The sequence below is a fragment of the Gemmatimonadota bacterium genome (assembly GCA_009692115.1).
Taxonomy (GTDB): Bacteria; Gemmatimonadota; Gemmatimonadetes; order Gemmatimonadales; family GWC2-71-9; genus SHZU01.
Genome location: SHZU01000005.1, coordinates 213,782 through 230,536, shown reverse-complemented (window position 1 = coordinate 230,536; position 16,755 = coordinate 213,782). Strand labels below are relative to the sequence as shown.

The following is a 16,755-nucleotide window of genomic DNA, read 5'->3' as shown; positions in this document are numbered from 1 at the left end:
ACCGTGCTTTCGCCGTCGGGAGAAATCGCGTGCGGGACGCGAACCTAGTGCCGATTTGACCGATCCCAGTAGGTATCAGGCCGGACATCGAGCCGGTGGATCTCGGGCTGGTCCCACGGTTTCCTCCCGTACGGCTTCTGCCGAGGCCAGATCTCATCCATCGTTCGAGCCTCATAGAGCCGGCCCGCTTTCATCACGTACCGAATGTCGGTGGTCTTTCGAATGTCCACCAGGGGATTCGAATTGAGCACCACCAAGTCCGCCAACTTGCCGCGCGCAATCGAACCCAGCTCCCGTTCGAGTCCGAGGAAGTGGGCCCCGTCGAGACTGGCCGCCTCGAGCGCCTCCATTGGGGTCAGCGCCTGGGCATAACTCCAGACCTCCCAGTGGGTGCCGAGACCATCTTGCTCGCCGTGAGCACCGACCCCGAGATACCCGCCGTTCCGCTTGATGTCGGCCGCGCCCTCGGCCAGGATCGGGAAGATAAACTCTTCGAGCGGCTTCTTCGTCAGGCCGCGGCGGAAGGCCGTTTCCGGCCAGAGGCTCCATTCCCGAACCTTGTGGTTCCGCCAGAGATCCTCTTGCCCCAGCCAATAATCGATGGCCGCGCCATGAGGATAATCGGAAATGAACAGCTGCGCCGAGTAGTGCGCTCCGGCCTTGCCGAGAAACTTGGTGTAGTCGGCGTAGAGCGGGTGATACTGGATGGCGTGTTCCCAGCCGGTGCTGCCATTCATGATCAAGCCGACCAAGTACAACGGATCGGAGCCCTCCGAGGTCAGGGTGACCCCGGCGGCCCGCGCCGCTTCGGCCAGCATCTGGCGTTGGATCCGGGTGCACTGCCGGTAATCCTTGATCGAGATCGCCCCGAGGTTTGCCTCGCGCCGGATGTGATCGAGCGCGTCTTGGTAGGACGCGATGTTTCGGAGATCATCGAAATCACTGCAGGTGAGCGGGACGCCCGTCGAGTAAGTGCGGGGTCCGGTGAGGCGGCCGGCCTCGATCATTTCCGAAAGCGAGAAGCTCGATTGTTCCTGGCTGGCGGGATCGTGGGTGGTCGTTACGCCCCAGGCCAAGTAGCGGGCTGACGACGCCCGATGCTCCGGGATCATTCCGTCGGTCTCATCGGTCGTGTGATGGGCATGGACATCAACCCACCCCGGAATAATCGTCTTGCCGCGAGCATCGACCCGGTGCCCGATCCCCGTCAGCGAACAGACCCCGACGCAAGCAATCCGCCCGTCCGTCACCACCACCGTACCGCGCTCGATGACCCGCCGCTGGTCGAGAGTGACGATTCGGGCTTCGGTAAATGCCATGGTCCCGAGCCCCCGATCGCGGGGGACGTCGAAGCCGATCGGGATCGTGTCGGTGACCTGGGTGGTCACGTTATGGACCAGGTAGCGGTTGGCGCTCACCATTTCGACCGTGGTGGCATTCCGCCACCGAGCAAACATCCCGCCCTGCCGGGTCAGCCGCCGAAGCGACGGCGAGTCATCCGCCAGGCTGACCATCAGGGAATCGCCGGCCGCCACCGCCGGCAATGGGGCGAGGTAGATGTCGTGTTGCTGCTGGATCGCGAGCCACCGGCCGTCCGGTGACGGCGCCACCAGCGCCACCGACCCGGCCACCACCGGATGGAGCCACGGATTCCGGCCGCTTGACCGGGTGGCGACGAGGGTGGTGCCGCGGACCCGGTATTCGAGGCCCGCGCTGTCGAAGGCCGTCGCCACTACGGGCCCCGGACCCCGGACCACCGATGACCGGCCGCCGTCGCCGAGCGCCACGAGTTCCCACCCGGCGGCGTCGGGGAAATAGTTCATGGCGGGCGCCCATCGGTTGACCACCACGGTCCGCCGGTCGGCCGCGAACTGGGGATGGAGATAGCGGCCCGGGGTCTCGGTAAGCCGCTCCGGCGCTTGGCCGGGCCGCACCCGCCAGACCGCGCCGCTCTCGGTGTCGCTCCAGGTCGTGAAGACCACCGTTTGGCCGTCGGGCGACCACGCGGGCGTTAATTCGAACGCCGCCGCCGGGGTCGTGACGAGCGGCGACACAGCACCGTTCGGCAGACTCTTGATCCACAGTCGCCCGACCGCTTCGAAGACCAGCCGCCGGCCGTCGGGTGACGAGACCGGCCAGCGGAGCGCCTTCGGCTGGAACGATCGATCGTCGATCTTGGCCGCATGCCGGGCCATCTCCGAAATTTCCCGGCGGATCCGGGCCTCGAACGGAATCGTTTCCACCCGGGCCGACTCGACCGAGAGCCGCCGGATCTTCCCGCCTTGGGTCAGGATGATCGACTTGCCGTCCCGGGTCCAGGCATATCCGGGCAAGGCCCGGTGATCCCAGGCGGGATGGAGGTCCATCGCGTCGCTGGTAATCGGATCCATGATCACTCGATCGGTACCGGTCTCGAGATTGCGGAGCCAGAGCGCGGTCCGACCGACGTAATCGTGGCCCCGGTACGACGTCTTCGCCCCGGGAATCTTTCGGGCAAAGGCAAGCCACCGGCCGTCCGGCGACACCTCGGGCGCGATCTCGCCGAGCCGGGCCGGATAACTGGTCCGGCCGCAGCAGGTGAGGTACCGATCTTTGGCCTCGGTCAAATCATCGATCCGGCCCGAGGCCACCTCGAGGCGGCGGAGCCGCCGGTCGGCACCAGAAAACAGCGACGAGTGGAAGTAGACGAAACGGCCGTCGGGCGACATCGAGGGCCACTGGGCCCGATCCTGGCCGACCCAATAGCCGGCCCGCGCCGGAACCGAAGACGCCGAGGGTGCCAGCTTCACGAGAACCTTGCCCGGCCCCCCGGCACGGGAGAACTGCCAGATCTCGTCGTTGGTCCGATAGAACCCCGCCGGTGATTTCATTTTTCGGGAAATCAGAATCGACTGGCCGTCCGGGCTCCACGCCGGTTCCGCCGCCCGGGAATCGTCGTCCGCAAGGATCTGCCTCGGATTGGAGCCGTCGAAGTTCATGACCCAGAGGTTGTCCTGCCCACTCCGGTCGGAGACAAACGCGATCTCCCGCCCGTCCGGCGACACCCGCGGATGGTAGTTGAGCGCGATCCCGCTCCCGGCCGTCAGGTTCTCGGCCGTACCGCCGGCCATCCGGACCCGATACACGTGCCCGAGGAGATCGAACACCACCCACGCCCCGTCCGGCGAGGGATCGACCGACATGTAGGTACCCTGATCGACGGTGAAATCGATCACTCGGGTCTTGCCCCGGGGTTCGGTGACATTCCATTCGCCGGTCCGCTGCGCCGGCAACTCGCCGGCCCCGGCCAGTACGATGGCGACCACGAAGGCGGAGCGCTGGGTCTTCGTTGTCGTCATAGCGGCGGTACCTCGAGGGTCATCTGCGATGTGACATGGGGCATCAGCTCCGCTCGGTCGAACAGCATCGGCTTGAGGCGCCGTTCGCTGGTCAACCGGGCTTGGTCGTCCCGATGGGGCGAACCGGCCTTCGGGGTCTGGCCGAAATTATGAAGGGTGAACGACTGGATCGGGTCGCTGAAGATCGTCAACCGCAACAACCGCGACCCGATCTCGGCCATCCGGTGGCCGCTCGAGTCGGGTGCCGTTGCCGTGAAGGCCCGAAGGGTATGGACGCAGAGCAGGTTCCACGACACCAAGCCCTCGCAGAGGGCCCGGTTATCGGGTGCGAGGGCCACGCCGCCTACCGGGTATGAGGTCGAACCGGGGCGGCCGATCCGAAACACCTCACCCAGGGTCGCCTCGGTCCGGCTCTCCCGGGCCATGGCCGCGACCGCTCCGTCAAGCGCGGCGAATACCCGGTCGGCCACGCCGGCCCCGATTGGAGCGGCCGGATTGGTGCCGGAATCCAGGACCGCCATGGTCCCCGCGGCACCCGCCTGGCGGAGCAGGGTCGTCCGCCAATACCAATAACCTAACGCGGCCTTCGAATCCGCCCGCGCCTGGCCGTCGAATCGAAGCAATCGATCGGCAAGGATCCGGGCGGCAGGCGAGAAGGCGGCGATTCGGGCCGGATCGCTCGCCAGGGTCCGGCGGAGCGCCTCTCGCCACCGGTCAGTGTCGATCCATTGTTCATCGAGCGCCAAGTCGATCGCGTCCGCGGCCGTGAACCGAACGGCCGCCGACAGGACCTCGGTCGCTCGCCGGCCCCGTGAGTTGGTACGCCCCGATTGGTCGTTGAAGATGTAGTCCGGATACCGGTCGGCGGTAAGCGGGCTGCCCTCGAACATCCGGTCGGGCGCGATGTTGTTGTTCAGCATGTAGCCGCTGGTGGGGTTCTCGATCTGAACCAGGTCCTCGACCGGGTGGATACCGAGCCAGGCGGTCTTGGCGGTGTTGCCGTCGAGCGCCCGCCGCCAGTTGACACCCGGCGGGCGGCGGGGCGTTCGCCCCGCTCGGAGGTAAAAACTGCCGCCGTCGGCGTCGCCCACCATGACGTTTTGTGGGAACATCCCTTGAATCCGCATGGCGGCTTTGACCTCCCCGACATTCCGGGCCAGCGCCATCCGGTACACTTCTTCGTCGAAATCACCGGCCCGGTCCATGTAACTGGTGCTGACCACCCAGACCTTGCCGTCCTTCCGGGCCACCACCGGCGAGAGGACGCCATTGTGCCGGGTGTATTCGAGGGTCCGAACCACCGGCGGCCCGCCCGCTACCTCGATCCGAGTGGACTCTCGAATGATTCGGTGCGGGCGGCCATCAATCTGATAGCGGTCGGTGCTACCCGGATCGAGCCGGACCTCATAGCAATCCGCCACGCTCGGGGCCCCCGTGGTCATGCCCCACGACACCCGGCGATTCTGGATCAACAGCGGCATCGCCACAACGGAAAACCCGCCGATCTCCAGTTGGCCCGCATGGAGCCGGAACTCAAAGACAAACTGCCCGTCGACTCCGCCATGGGGGTCGCTCAGCACCATGGTGCGGCCGCCGGCGGTTCGCCAGGGAGCCACCACCCATTCGTTCGAAGCGGCCACCGCCCGATTGGCGAGCCCGGCCTCCGTGGCCGCCGACAACTCCACGCCCGAGGCCCGGCATTTCGACAATCCGTCGCCGGCCTGATAGGCAAGCCAGAGCAGCCACCGGGAAATGGCGACCAAATCGACGGCGGTAAGCACCGGCATCCACGCCGGCAGGGCCGTCCGATGGTCGGTCACGTACTGGTTAAAGCCCTGGGCCCACCGGTCGTAGTTCCGCCGCAATTCCGGGCTGAGCCGGTTGAGCCCGATTCGAGACTCGGCATAGTGGCGCCAGAGCCGGGAGGTGTAGTCCGACTCGACTCCCTCGGCGCCTAACGCCGAAGCGGCGGTGCCGCGGGAGGCCAGAGCAATCCGGCCGATGAACTCACCCTCGTCTTCCGCGGCGACGAACCCGAAACCGTAGTATCCGTCGGCTTCCCGGTCGGCGTAGATATGGGGCACGCCCCAGGTATCTCGGTAGATGGTGGTCCGGCCGGCTTGGGCGCCGAGCGGGGCGGGCGGCGATCCGGCCGCCACGATTGACGCGACCAGCCAGAGCATCCGCCACGAAAAGGCATTCGTCACGACCACCTCCACGCTCAGGCAAAAAGGGGACGACCGAAGTGTACCATCATGCCAAAACCACCTTGCCGAAGACCCGCCGGTCGTGGAGATACCGATGCGCCTCGATCGCGCCGGCCCGATCCAGCGAGAACACTCGGTCGACCAGCGGGGTGAGCGCGCCGGCCGTGACCGCCTGATAGATCTGCTCGAGCGCGGGTCGAAGCAGGGATTCTTTCGCGTGGAGATGGAGCAGGTGGATGCCGGCCACCGAAGCGTTAGGCTCGATCAGGTCGAGCGGGTGAATCCGGCCGGTGCGGAGCCACGCCCGGATCATCGCGATCCAGTTCTTCTTCCGGGCCGGCATCGCGTCGCTCATTCCGTAAAACACCAATCGGCCAAGCGGCGCCAGCAGCGAGCGGCACATCGGCGTGGCCCGACCCCCCACGGCATCGAGCGCCACATCCACCCCGCGGGGACCGACCAGCCGCGCCACCTCGGCACCCCAATCGCCGGCCGAGTCGAAGCACGCCGCGGCGCCCAACCGGTCGACCACGGCTTGGCGTTTTGACTCCGAGCCCGCTGTTCCGATGACCCGGATGTTTCGCCAGCGACAGAGTTGCACGGCCGCAGTCCCGACCCCTCCGGCCGCGTTCAAGACGAGGACGGTCTCCCCATCGCGGAGCCGGGCCGATTCGAACAGGGCCACCCAGGCCGTGAGAAACGCCACCGGGACCGACGCCGCCTCAGGCGCGGACAGACTGGCTGGGTATCGGAACAGGTTGGGCGTGGCCACTATCAGATCGCGGGCGTAGCCGCCGTGCCGAATCAACCCGACCGCCCGGTCGCCGGGAGCCCAGTCGGTCACGCCGGGCCCGATGCCCTGGACCGTGCCGACCACTTCGAACCCAGGGCTGTAAGGCATCGGCGGAACCGTGCCGTAGAGGCCGGCCCGCATCAACAGATCGGCAAAGTTGACGCCGGTTGCGGCCACTTCGAGATGGACCTGGCCCGGCCCCGGGTCGCCGAGGGGGATGGTCCGCTCGACGAGTACCTCGGGAGGCCCGTGACGTTCGATCAGGATCGCGGTGGTTTGTCGGCTCAAGGCGCCGGCTGGTTCGGCCGGTCAGGGCGGGCATGCGTGAACTCCAGGTCCCGAAGCAGGCCGTCCTGGAGGGAGTAGATCCAGGCATGAACCGCGAGGTGCTGGCCGCGGCTCCACGCCTCCTGGACGATCGAGGTCCGACAGACGTTGGCCGATTGCTCGAGGACGTTCAGCTCGCAGAGCCGGTCCACCCGGTTCTCGGCGGTCGGCCGGGCGGCGAGGTCCTCGCGATGCCGGTCGGCCACGTCCTGGATATGGCGGAGCCAATTGTCGATCAGACCCAACGGCACCGCGTCCCATGCCGCCCGCACGCCTCCGCAGCCATAGTGACCGCACACGATGATGTGCTCCACCTTGATCACATCAACCGCGTACTGAAGGACCGACAGGCAGTTGAGATCGGTATGCACCACGACGTTCCCGACGTTCCGGTGCACGAACAGTTCGCCCGGCATGAGCCCGACGATTTCACTGGCCGGCACCCGACTGTCGGAGCAACCGATCCAGAGGTACCGGGGTGCCTGCTGGGTGGCGAGGGCGGCGAAGAAGCCGGGGCGCTGGCGTTCGGTCGCAACCGCCCACGCTCGATTTTGGACGAACAAGTGCTGGAGTATGGACACGCCTGCCAATCTACCCACCCGGGCAGGGCAGACCCAGTTGGGGGCCGCTTGGGTTTGCGCCCGACCCGAGCGAGGCCATATTTGCAGATTCTCCCACCCCGTGGAATCCAGGAGCCGTGGCCAGCGTTCTAGGGCGCCTCGAGAAAGAGTTGGCGGATCGCTACGCCTTGGGGGCCGGTGCGGCGGCGGCAATTCCCCTTCGGCCGACTCGGCCCTCGCGGCACCGGTGGTTGGCCGTGGCCGGCGCGGTCGTCGGAGCGGTTGTGATTGGCAGGCTCGCGTCTGGGCGGCCAAGTCAGGCCATGGCGGTGCTCGAGTCGGAGGCGAGCCAGCGAGGCATCGCTCCGCTCGGCATCGAGTCGATTCTGCTCTACGACCGACTTCGCCCCAATCCCAGGCTGGTCAAGTTGCTGGCTATGATGCGACTGCCGCCGGACTAACGATGCGGGAAAAACGGAGAGAATAACCAATGGCGGTCGACTCGAACCCGGCCCCGGTTCCGGCGGAACGGCTCCTGTCCCTCGATTTCATGCGGGGCCTGATCATGGTCCTGCTGATGCTCGAGAGCTCCCAACTGTACACCCGGTTGCTCGAACTCGAGGGCACTCCGTTTCACGCGTTCGCGGTCCAGTTTCACCATCACCCGTGGCACGGACTTCGGTTTTGGGATTTGATCCAGCCGGGGTTCATGTTCATCGCGGGGACGGCGCTCGCGCTGTCGCTGACTCGCCAGGCCGGGTTGGGCGTCAGCTGGAGTGCGTCACTCCGGAAGGCGCTCCGGCGCTCCGGGTGGTTGTTCTTCTTCGGCGTCCTCGACTACGCGGTCCGGCCCCAAGGACTGTCGTTCGAGCTCTGGGACGTGCTGACCCAACTCTCCTTCACGTTGCTGGTGGCTTTCCTGATTTTTCGGTGGCCAGCTCGGTGGCAGATCGGGTTCAGCATCGGTCTGCTGGTCTTGACCGAAGTCCTCTATCGGCTGGCCGGGGTCCCAGGCTTCGACCAACCGTTCACCGATCAGCAGAACGTCGGCAACTACCTCGATCTGATCCTGATGGGGAAGATCAACCCGGACGGCTGGGTCGCAATCAACTGTCTCCCAACCACCGCGCACACGATCTGGGGAGCCGTCGCCGGGAAACTGCTGTTGTCCTCCAAGCCGGGTCTGGAGAAGGTCCGCTGGCTCGTGGCCGCCGGGATCGCCGGGCTCGTCGTGGGCTTCGGACTCGATTTGACCACAACTCCGATCATCAAACGGATCGCGACCAGCTCCTTCGTGCTCGCGTCGGGCGGATATTGTCTGCTCGGACTGGCGGCCTGCTACTGGGCCATCGACATCCACAAACGCCGGCCGCTGATTAGTTTCTTTATCGTGGTCGGGATGAACTCGCTGTTCATCTACCTCTTCTTCGAAATCGTCGGCAATCGGTGGTTTACGGGGTATGTTGGCGCCATCACCAACGGGTTGCTGGCGATGGCGCGGGTTCCCGCGCCCGTCATGGGGATTGTCACGGCTTTGGCTGTGTTTGCCCTCGAGTGGCGGCTTTGCTACTTCCTGTACCGCCGGGGGATCTTCTTCAAGATCTGAGCGGGTCAGTCGCCCTTCAGTGACCGGACCGGGCTGATGTGAATGGCCCGGCGCGCCGGGAGCCAGGCGGCCAGCGCCGCCACCAGGACCAGCACGACCGGCGCGACGACGAAGGCCACCGGATCCATCGACTGGACCCCGTAAAGCACCCCGCTCAGCGCCCGGCCCGCAACCAGCGCCAGACCCAACCCGATGACGGTTCCCACCACGACGAGTTGAAGGCCGCTCCCCATCAGTAACCGGACCACACCCTGTGGCTCCGCGCCGAGCGCCATCCGGATCCCAACTTCGCGGCTGCGGGTCGACACCGCATAGCTCACCACCCCGAAAAGACCGATCGAGGCGAGCAAGAGCGCCAGCGCCCCGAACGCCGAGATGATCCATGCCGCCAGTTGGTGGGGCAGCAGCATCGCGGACAGGTGACGCTCCATCGTCTTGGCCTCGATGATCTGCAGTTCCGGATCGAGTCGCCGCGCGATGGCCACGGCCTTGGCCACGAAGCCATCGGCGGTGCCGGCGGTTCGGATCACGACTTCCATGCCCGAGCCCGGACGCTGCTCGTACGAGCGATAGAGGAACGGGGTCAGGTCTTCCCCGAGGGAATTGACCTTGGCATCGGCGGCGATCCCGACCACGGTCTGCTGAACCGTGTCGACCAGGAACACCTGGGCTAACGCGCTCCGTCCGGGCCAGAAGCGGTCGGCGAATGCTTCGCTGACGATTACGACCGGCGCCCCGTCCCGGTCGCTTTCCTGGAATGCTCGGCCTGCCACGATTCGAACGCCGACCGCGTCAAAGAAGCCCGCGTCGACCCGCGTCGTATAGACGAGATGCCCGGGGCGGTCCGGCGGCGGATCGAAGCCGGGAACTCTGACGTCAGCCTGGGAGTTGTTGAGGGGGCTCAGGTGGAGGTCGCCGGTCAAACCCACGGCCTCCACGCCCGGCAACGCCAGGAGTTCCTGGCGGAGGGTTCGGAAGAATCCGCGACCCTGGTCCCCGGCCCGGAGCGCCGGGCTGGCTTGCGCGTTGATCACGGCGGCCGGACGGGCGCCGAACCCGGGATCGATGTCGAGCCGGGCCCGAAAGCTTCGAAGAAAAAGGGCCGAGCCCACCAACAGCAGAAGCGATACCGCAACTTGGGCGACCACCAACACGTTGCGGAGGTTACATCGGTTGGGACGGCCGCCGCCGGCCCCTTCGTTCTTGAGCGTCGGCGCCACCTCGGGTTTTGTCGCTTGAAGCGCCGGCGCCAAGCCAAACAACAGTCCGGCCACGACGGTGAGCATCAAGCTGAAGGCCAACACGGTGGCGTCCGGACGGAGGTCGAGCGCGATCGGAAGCGGCAAGGGAAGATCGGCGTGTTCGATGCCGCTCAAGATCAGCGACGCGAGCAGGATACCGGCCCCGCCCCCGACCAGGGCCATTGCCGCGGCCTCGGTGAGGAACTGCCGGATCAGGCGACCCCGCTCCGCTCCCATGGCCAATCGGATGGCCACCTCTTTCCGCCGATCAGCGGCCTGGGCCAGGAGAAAGCTGGCGAGGTTGGCGCACGCAATCAGCAATACCAAGCCCACGACCACCATCATCAAGATCGCCGCGGGGACGATGACCCGATCGAGCATCGGGTTCATGATGATGTCGGCGGTGGCGACGGCGACGAATTTGGTGTCCTGCTGCCAGGGACCCGGATACTGCTCCCGGAGCGACCGGGTGAGGCGCGCCAGGACGATTGCCGCCCGGCCCTGCGAAACGCCCGGTTTGAGCCGCGCCTTGGGAAAAACGCCCTGGTCGCCGCGGGCTTCGAGGTCACTGACATCGGAGGGGTTTAACTGGTTCACCATCATCCGGGGGCCGTAGATGGCCGGGCTCAAACCCCGGAGGCTCCCGGTAAAGGCCCGCGACGCCACGCCAACGATCGTGAAGGGCCGGCCATTGAGCCGGATTTCTCGTCCCACCGCCGCCGGATCGCCGCCGTAACGGCGCTGCCAGTACCCATACGACACCATCACCACGGGATGGCCACCCCGGGTACCACGTCATCCGACGGGAGCAGGGTCCGCCCGTGGAGAGCGGGTACGCCGAGCAGCGGGAAGTAGTTCCCGGTCACGACCTCCGCCAGCAGCGCTTCGACTCCGCCCGCGACGTCTTCTTCCACGAAACTCAGCCGGAACCCGGCCACCCCGGTAAAGACCTCGCCCCCTTCGCGCTCGAGATCGCGGAGGTCCGGGAACGACACCGGCCCGTGGGTAAACCCCGGAGCCACCTTGTAGATCTCGACCAGCTCGGCCGGCCGGTCGAGTGGCAGTTTCCTGAAGATGGTGGCGTTGACGAGGGAGAAGATCGCGGTGTTGGCGCCGATGCCGATGGCGATGGACAGGAGCGCGATCACGGTGAAGCCGGGCCGTTTGGCGAGGCGCCGAACGGCAAACCGAAGATCCTGAAGGAGTAGGTGCATTAGGACGGGTCCTACCCCCTGGTCAGCAGGCCGGTTTCAAGCGGCTACCGGAGCCCGACCATCCCCCGCACCGACTCGATCAGCTTGGCCGAGTCATAGCCGACCCCGTTCCGGAACACCAAGGTCACGTTCCGAATATCCCCAGGGCGGATGGTGGGGTCGCCCTTGATGACGACCAGGTCGGCTGACTTGCCCGGAGTCACCGTCCCGAAGTCGGCCGCCGCACCGAGGATTTGGGCGCCGTTTGCGGAAAGAACCTGGATCGCCTCCACCGGAGTAAACCCGGCCTCGAGGAAGAGCTCGTAGTTCCGCTGGTCACCGAAGCCGGCCAGGACGCCGCCAATACCGGTGGGATCGACGCCCGCGCCTAACAGCCCGCCGGCCTGGACGAACGCCAGCTCGTAGCCGAGCAGCTTCTTGAAGGCGGCCTCGGTCACGCCGGACGACGCTGGCCCGGCCGCCGCCAGAGCGGTCCGCGCCTGCAGATACGCTTCTTTGGCCGGAGGGTAGAGCGCGTCGAGCGTCCGTTGTTCGAGGGGCGGCCGGTCCGCCATCAGCCCTTCGAAGATCGCCACCGTGGAGGTCATGGCCACCTGCTTCCGCACCATGTCGCGGAAGGTTGCCTGGACGGGCTCGCCGTTCAGGTCGAGGGTCTCGAACACGCTCATCTTGACCCCGGGGCACTGATCGCGCCGCTTGTCGGGATCGTACTCCTGATTGGCATAAAGACCGTGCTCGACGGCGTCCATGCCGAGTTCCACCGCTTCGCGATAACCGATGGAGCAGAGGTGGCCGGTGACCTTGACGCCGTGTTTGTGCGCCTCAGCCACCAGCGCCGCCAGCTCGGCGCGGGTGATCCGGTCATAGACTTTCAACCAGCTGGCACCCTCCGCAGCCCAATACGCCGCGATCCGGCGGGCGGCCTCCGGCGTGGTGACCTCGTGCATGATGCCGTGATTGCCGCCTGGGCCGGTGATGTACGGACCGGTGACGTACATTCTCGGGCCGACCATCTCTCCGGCGTCGATCGACCGCTTGAGAATGAGATCTTGATAGGGCGCGATGCTCCCGGTCGTCCGGATCGTGGTCACACCCGCCGCAAGATAGAGCCGCGGCGCGCTCACGGGCTGGTGGACATACGGCCACTGTGCCCCACCGTAAAACGTGTGGTCGTGGAGTCCGACCATACCCGGGATGACCGTGTGCCCAGCGAGCTCAAGGACTTGAGCGCCAGCCGGGATCCGAGCCAACCCACTAGCGCCGACCCAGGTGATCCGGCCGCGCTCGACAATCACGGTCTGGTCATCACGCGGCGCTGAGCCGGTGCCATCCACGACCTTGACGTGGGCCAGCGCTACGATCGGCGCATCTACGGCTACGAACTGTCGCTCGGCCGGCGGAAGGGTGGCCGGTGCCTGCGCCAACGCCGTCGCGGCCCAGAAGACACAAAAGATAGGTGCTCGCGTCATCGTACCCCCGTGGACGGTGTGATCTCAGCATTCCGGACTACTCGACTTCGGTTCCTTCACTGAGGATTGGCAGATACGGATCATACCCGAAGATCCAATTTCGACGTTTGCCCGTAACCTCCCGAACCAAACCGAGCTTGGTCATCTTCTTGAACACGGTCGCGACCGTCGGTTCGGCCAGGCGCGCAGACTTGGCCACGGTACCGACCTGGCGGAGGGGGCTGGTCGGAATCCCTGGTACCTCCTCCAGTTCGAAGAGCAGGAGGTCAGAGAGCGACGACTGGGTCCCCTCGATCTGAGAGGAGAGGACCGCCTCTCTGCGCAAATACATATAGAGAAAGAGGCCGGTGTTCGGCAGCAGCGAGGAGACGCTGTCGAGTCGGCCAAGGGCGGCTTCGGGGGTAGTGGGGCGGGAAGAAACGACCGCACCTTCTCTCCGTCGATGACCGTGGTGCGAAGAACACCCGTTGGCCCACGCCTCACTGAAACTTCGCTAGCAAAAGTTTTGCGGTTAGGATTCCGCTAACAAAAATACACCATTAACTCTTGGTAACAAGAGTACGCCCAGCCGACGCGAAGTAGAGAATGCCGGCCGCAAGCGCCACCGGCGCGGCAACCGACACCAGTGCGATGCTCAGATGATCGGAGCCCCGAACACCCGCCGACTCCGCGAGGCCCCGAAGCCAGCCCAACCGACCGCCGGCCATCGCGGTCGACATCGCGCCCACCAGGGGCCACGAAATGAAATCGCCGAGCAGGTGGCAACTGGTCAACAGCACCGCGGCGGCGGTACTTCGCACCTCGGCGCCGACCAGTCCCATCGCGATCGCCAGCACCAGGCCGGTTGCCGCATTGCCGAACAACGCCTCGGCTAAAACGCTCCCGAACAACACCACTCGAGTTTGGGATACGGCCAGCGCCACCAGCGGGATGATCGTGCCCACGATGGCCAGTGCCGCGATCAGGCTGTAGGCCCTCGGCGTTCGGCGGAGCAGCCACTCCCCGGCCATGGCGCCGAGCAACGGCCCCGCGATCCCGGCAATGAACACCATCAGACCATAGGTGGCGTTGGCTTCGGCAATCGGGATGCCCTTGTCGCGCTGGAGAATCGTCGGGAGCCAGTACTCGACCGCATTCTGCACGAAGATGTGACCCGCAAAGGCCAGCGTCAGGAGCCGGTAGCCGGAGTTCCGGAACAACTGCCGGAGAGTCACACCGATCAGCGCGGGAGGTAAGACCGGGCCCACGTCCATCGAGCCCCGAGGCGGTTCGGGCGAGCGGAACAGCGCGAAAGCGGCCACCAGACCAGGAATGCCGACGAGCAGGCACGCGGCCCGCCAACCCAAGTGTCCTGCAAGGTACCCCGCCAGCGAGACCCCGATGGCCGCGCCAATCGGGGCTGCCGAGTAAAAGATCGAGAGCATCCGCCCGCGCCGTGCCGCCGGATAGAGATCGGAAATCAGCCCGGGCGAGTTGGCCATGTACGACGCTTCGCCGATTCCGACGAACCCCCGCGTCACCGCCAGCTGCCCCACCGACCCAATCAACCCGGACGACGCCGTGGCAACGCACCAAACCGCCGCGGACGACGCCAGCAACCGGGTTCTCGACATCCGATCACCGAGCCATCCGAAGAGCGGCGGCAGAAACGTGTACGTCAACAGAAAAGCCGAGCCGACCAATCCCATCTCTGTGTCGGTGGCGCCAAGATCTTTCCGGATCGGTTCAAGTAGCCCGGTCACGGCCTGGCGGTCGATGTAATTGAGCAAGTTGAGAGCGCAAAGCAGGACGAAGAGCCTGCCGGGAACGAGGTTCCTCACGCGCCCCGGACCGATTCGAACACCCGGAGGAAATTCCCGCCCATAATCTTCTCGATGTCGGTGTCGGAAAACTCTTTCCGGCAGAGCGCTTCGGTGAGCTTGGGATAGTCCCGCACGCTGTCGAAGCCTTCGGGAAGCGGAATCACGCAACTGTCGAGATCGGCGCCGATCCCGACGTGGTCGACCCCAGCCACGTTCACCAGGTGCACGATGTGCTCGATGATCCGCTCGAACGGCGGCCGGAACGCCACATCTTTGAACCAAGTCTTGAGCCGCTCCGCGGCGATCCGGTCGAGATCCTCCGGTGGATAGTTGGTCGGCTCGTTGAGCAGGGTCAGCACCGAACTCCGCCTGGCCGTTACGTGGTCGTAGTAGGCCTGATCCAAGATCTCAGTCACGAAATTGATGCCGATCACTCCGCCCGTTCCGGCAATGGCGCGGGCCAATGCGTCGGTCAGGTTCCGGGGATGGTTGCACACCACCTTGCTCGACGAGTGCGACGCGATCACCGGCGCCGTCGACTGCGCGACGACCTGCTCGATGGTGGCGTCGGACACGTGAGAGACGTCGACGACCATCCGAAGCCGGTTCATCTCGGCGATCACCTCGCGGCCCAAGTCGTTGAGCCCGCCCCACCGGGCCGTATCGGTCGACGAGTCGGCCCAATCGATCGACGCCGAGTGAGTCAGCGTCATCGAAGTCGCGCCGAGCCGGGCGTAGGTCCGGAGCAGCCCGAGGTCGTTCTGGATTGCGAGGCCGCCCTCGATGGCGAGGATCGCGGCCAGCTTTCCCTCGCTCGCGAGCCGCCGGACGTCCGCCCCGGTCATCGCCAGGCCGGCCTGATCCGGATACTTGGCCAAAAATTGATGGAAGGCTGCGATCTGGTCGAGCGCCCGACGGGCGGCGTGGGTCGAGCCGTAGATCGTGTCGACCCAGACCGCGAAGACCTGGGCCTTGACCCCTCCGGCCCGCCACGCCGGAAGATCGGCCTGTGCGGTGCTCGCGAGGCCAAGGTCAACATTGTCGATCACCAACCGCTGCAGGGTATCGCAATGGGCATCCCACACGATGGCCCGGTCGTGGATGGCCCGCGCCCGCTCGGAGATAGTGAGATCAACTCCCATGGGTATGCTCCGGTCCGGGATACTGTCCGCCCCTCACCTCGTCGCCAAATCGGCCCACCGCGTCCCGGACCGCCTGCCCGAGCTCGGCGTAGCGTTTCAGGAACTTCGGTGTGAAGCCCTCGTTCAACCCCAGCATGTCATGGAGCACCAGCACTTGGCCATCGCAATCCGGGCCGGCGCCGATGCCGATGGTCGGGATCGACACTGCCCGCGTAACGGAGGCGGCCACCGGGCCCGGCATCAGTTCGAGCACCATGGCGAAGGCGCCGGCCTGCTCCAAGGCTTTGGCGTCTTCCACCAATTGCAGGGCGCCATCGGCCTGCTTGCCCTGGATCTTGAAGCCGCCTAGCTGGTGGACGGACTGCGGCGTGAATCCCAAGTGGCCCATGACCGGGATCCCGGCGTTGACCAAGGCGGCAATGGTCGGAGCCCACGAGGCGCCACCCTCGAGCTTGACCGCCGAGGCTCCGGTTTCCTTGAGGATCCGTCCGGCGTTGGCGATGGCGTCCGGAATCGACACCTGGTAGCTCAAGAACGGGAGATCGACGACCGCCAACGCTCGCTTGACTCCCCGCCGGGTGATCCGGCCATGGTAGATCATCTGCTCGACCGTGGCGGGAAGTGTCGTCTCCTCACCCGCGAGGACCGGCGCCACCGAATCACCAACCAGGACGACATCGACTCCAGCGGCGTCGACTAAGGCGCCGAACAAGGCGTCGTAGGCCGTGATCATGACGATCCGCTGCCCCTTCCGCTTCATCTGCACCAAATCGAGCGTGGTGACGCGCTTCCGGGAGTCGGAGAGATATTCGGCCATTGGGATCTACCTGGTCAGGGAAACAACACGGCACCGGTGGTTGCGTCTTCAACCCGGATCGCGCTGGTGGGGCAGAACCGGGCAGCCTTGAGAATCACGGCCTCGGGCGCTCCGGCCGGATCGACCACCTCCGACTGGACGTTCTCGTTGTGACGAAACACCGCCGGCGCCAGGTTGACGCACTGCGCGTTCCCCACACAACAGCGATGATCGACCGAAATGCGAAGGGTTCGGGTCAT

13 protein-coding genes and 1 pseudogene are annotated in these 16,755 nt (G+C 65.8%); 2 read left to right on the top strand and 12 right to left on the bottom strand.

The window, feature by feature from the left end; genetic code table 11:
• Window positions 1-44 precede the first annotated feature (44 nt).
• Genes EXR94_08255 through EXR94_08240 form a run of 4 tightly spaced genes read right to left on the bottom strand, consistent with a single transcriptional unit; the run spans window position 45 to window position 7,246 of the window.
• Window positions 45-3,338, bottom strand: coding sequence for a hypothetical protein (locus EXR94_08255; GenBank protein ID MSR02715.1), 3,294 nt, complete (start codon window positions 3,336-3,338; stop codon window positions 45-47).
• Window positions 3,335-5,545 (bottom strand): penicillin acylase family protein, encoded by a 2,211-nt coding sequence (locus tag EXR94_08250; protein MSR02714.1) that lies wholly within the window; start codon window positions 5,543-5,545, stop codon window positions 3,335-3,337. The genes EXR94_08255 and EXR94_08250 overlap by 4 nt, the downstream gene beginning before the upstream one ends.
• 46 nt (window positions 5,546-5,591) lie before the next feature.
• The gene (locus tag EXR94_08245) at window positions 5,592-6,626 is read right to left on the bottom strand and encodes an oxidoreductase (GenBank protein ID MSR02713.1); all 1,035 of its coding nucleotides are present in this window, start codon (window positions 6,624-6,626) and stop codon (window positions 5,592-5,594) included.
• Window positions 6,623-7,246, bottom strand: a complete 624-nt coding sequence (locus EXR94_08240; GenBank protein ID MSR02712.1) for a carbonate dehydratase — start codon at window positions 7,244-7,246, stop codon at window positions 6,623-6,625. Before EXR94_08240 ends, EXR94_08245 begins: the two co-directional genes overlap by 4 nt.
• Window positions 7,247-7,362: 116 nt before the next feature.
• Between EXR94_08240 and EXR94_08235 the strand changes: the two genes are divergently transcribed.
• Both EXR94_08235 and EXR94_08230 read left to right on the top strand, forming a co-directional pair.
• The gene (locus EXR94_08235) at window positions 7,363-7,686 is read left to right on the top strand and encodes a hypothetical protein (GenBank protein ID MSR02711.1); all 324 of its coding nucleotides are present in this window, start codon (window positions 7,363-7,365) and stop codon (window positions 7,684-7,686) included.
• 29 nt (window positions 7,687-7,715) lie between these two features.
• Window positions 7,716-8,831, top strand: a complete 1,116-nt coding sequence (locus EXR94_08230; GenBank protein MSR02710.1) for a DUF5009 domain-containing protein — start codon at window positions 7,716-7,718, stop codon at window positions 8,829-8,831.
• Between the two features lie 5 nt (window positions 8,832-8,836).
• On the opposite strand, the gene EXR94_08225 is transcribed toward EXR94_08230, so the two are convergent.
• The 8 genes and pseudogenes from EXR94_08225 to EXR94_08190 all read right to left on the bottom strand — a co-directional run bounded on the left by EXR94_08225 (window position 8,837) and on the right by EXR94_08190 (window position 16,755).
• Window positions 8,837-10,843 carry an FtsX-like permease family protein gene (locus EXR94_08225; GenBank protein MSR02709.1) on the bottom strand — a complete coding sequence of 669 codons (2,007 nt, stop codon included), beginning with the start codon at window positions 10,841-10,843 and terminating at the stop codon, window positions 8,837-8,839.
• Entirely contained in the window at window positions 10,837-11,286 is a 450-nt protein-coding gene (locus EXR94_08220) for a hypothetical protein (protein MSR02708.1), read from the bottom strand. Before EXR94_08220 ends, EXR94_08225 begins: the two co-directional genes overlap by 7 nt.
• A gap of 44 nt (window positions 11,287-11,330) precedes the next feature.
• On the bottom strand, window positions 11,331-12,755 hold the full coding sequence (locus EXR94_08215) for an amidohydrolase (GenBank protein ID MSR02707.1): 1,425 nt from the start codon (window positions 12,753-12,755) through the stop codon (window positions 11,331-11,333).
• Window positions 12,756-12,792: 37 nt separating this feature from the next.
• Window positions 12,793-13,238: pseudogene (locus EXR94_08210) on the bottom strand (hypothetical protein).
• Between the two features lie 56 nt (window positions 13,239-13,294).
• Entirely contained in the window at window positions 13,295-14,725 is a 1,431-nt protein-coding gene (locus EXR94_08205) for an MFS transporter (GenBank protein ID MSR02706.1), read from the bottom strand.
• On the bottom strand, window positions 14,572-15,699 hold the full coding sequence (locus EXR94_08200) for a membrane dipeptidase (protein ID MSR02705.1): 1,128 nt from the start codon (window positions 15,697-15,699) through the stop codon (window positions 14,572-14,574). The genes EXR94_08205 and EXR94_08200 overlap by 154 nt, the downstream gene beginning before the upstream one ends.
• Entirely contained in the window at window positions 15,689-16,516 is an 828-nt protein-coding gene (gene panB / locus EXR94_08195; GenBank protein ID MSR02704.1) for a 3-methyl-2-oxobutanoate hydroxymethyltransferase, read from the bottom strand. Before panB ends, EXR94_08200 begins: the two co-directional genes overlap by 11 nt.
• 14 nt (window positions 16,517-16,530) lie before the next feature.
• Window positions 16,531-16,755, bottom strand: coding sequence for a ferredoxin (locus EXR94_08190; protein ID MSR02703.1), 225 nt, complete (start codon window positions 16,753-16,755; stop codon window positions 16,531-16,533).

What these genes read in the sequence shown, in the direction of transcription:
- panB (MSR02704.1), bottom strand. Translation starts at nt 16,516, where the DNA reads ATGGCCGAATATCTCTCCGACTCCCGGAAGCGCGTCACCACGCTCGAT.
- EXR94_08230 (MSR02710.1), top strand. Translation starts at nt 7,716, where the DNA reads ATGGCGGTCGACTCGAACCCGGCCCCGGTTCCGGCGGAACGGCTCCTG.
- EXR94_08220 (MSR02708.1), bottom strand. Translation starts at nt 11,286, where the DNA reads ATGCACCTACTCCTTCAGGATCTTCGGTTTGCCGTTCGGCGCCTCGCC.
- EXR94_08215 (MSR02707.1), bottom strand. Translation starts at nt 12,755, where the DNA reads ATGACGCGAGCACCTATCTTTTGTGTCTTCTGGGCCGCGACGGCGTTG.
- EXR94_08200 (MSR02705.1), bottom strand. Translation starts at nt 15,699, where the DNA reads ATGGGAGTTGATCTCACTATCTCCGAGCGGGCGCGGGCCATCCACGAC.
- EXR94_08190 (MSR02703.1), bottom strand. Translation starts at nt 16,755, where the DNA reads ATGACCCGAACCCTTCGCATTTCGGTCGATCATCGCTGTTGTGTGGGG.
- EXR94_08255 (MSR02715.1), bottom strand. Translation starts at nt 3,338, where the DNA reads ATGACGACAACGAAGACCCAGCGCTCCGCCTTCGTGGTCGCCATCGTA.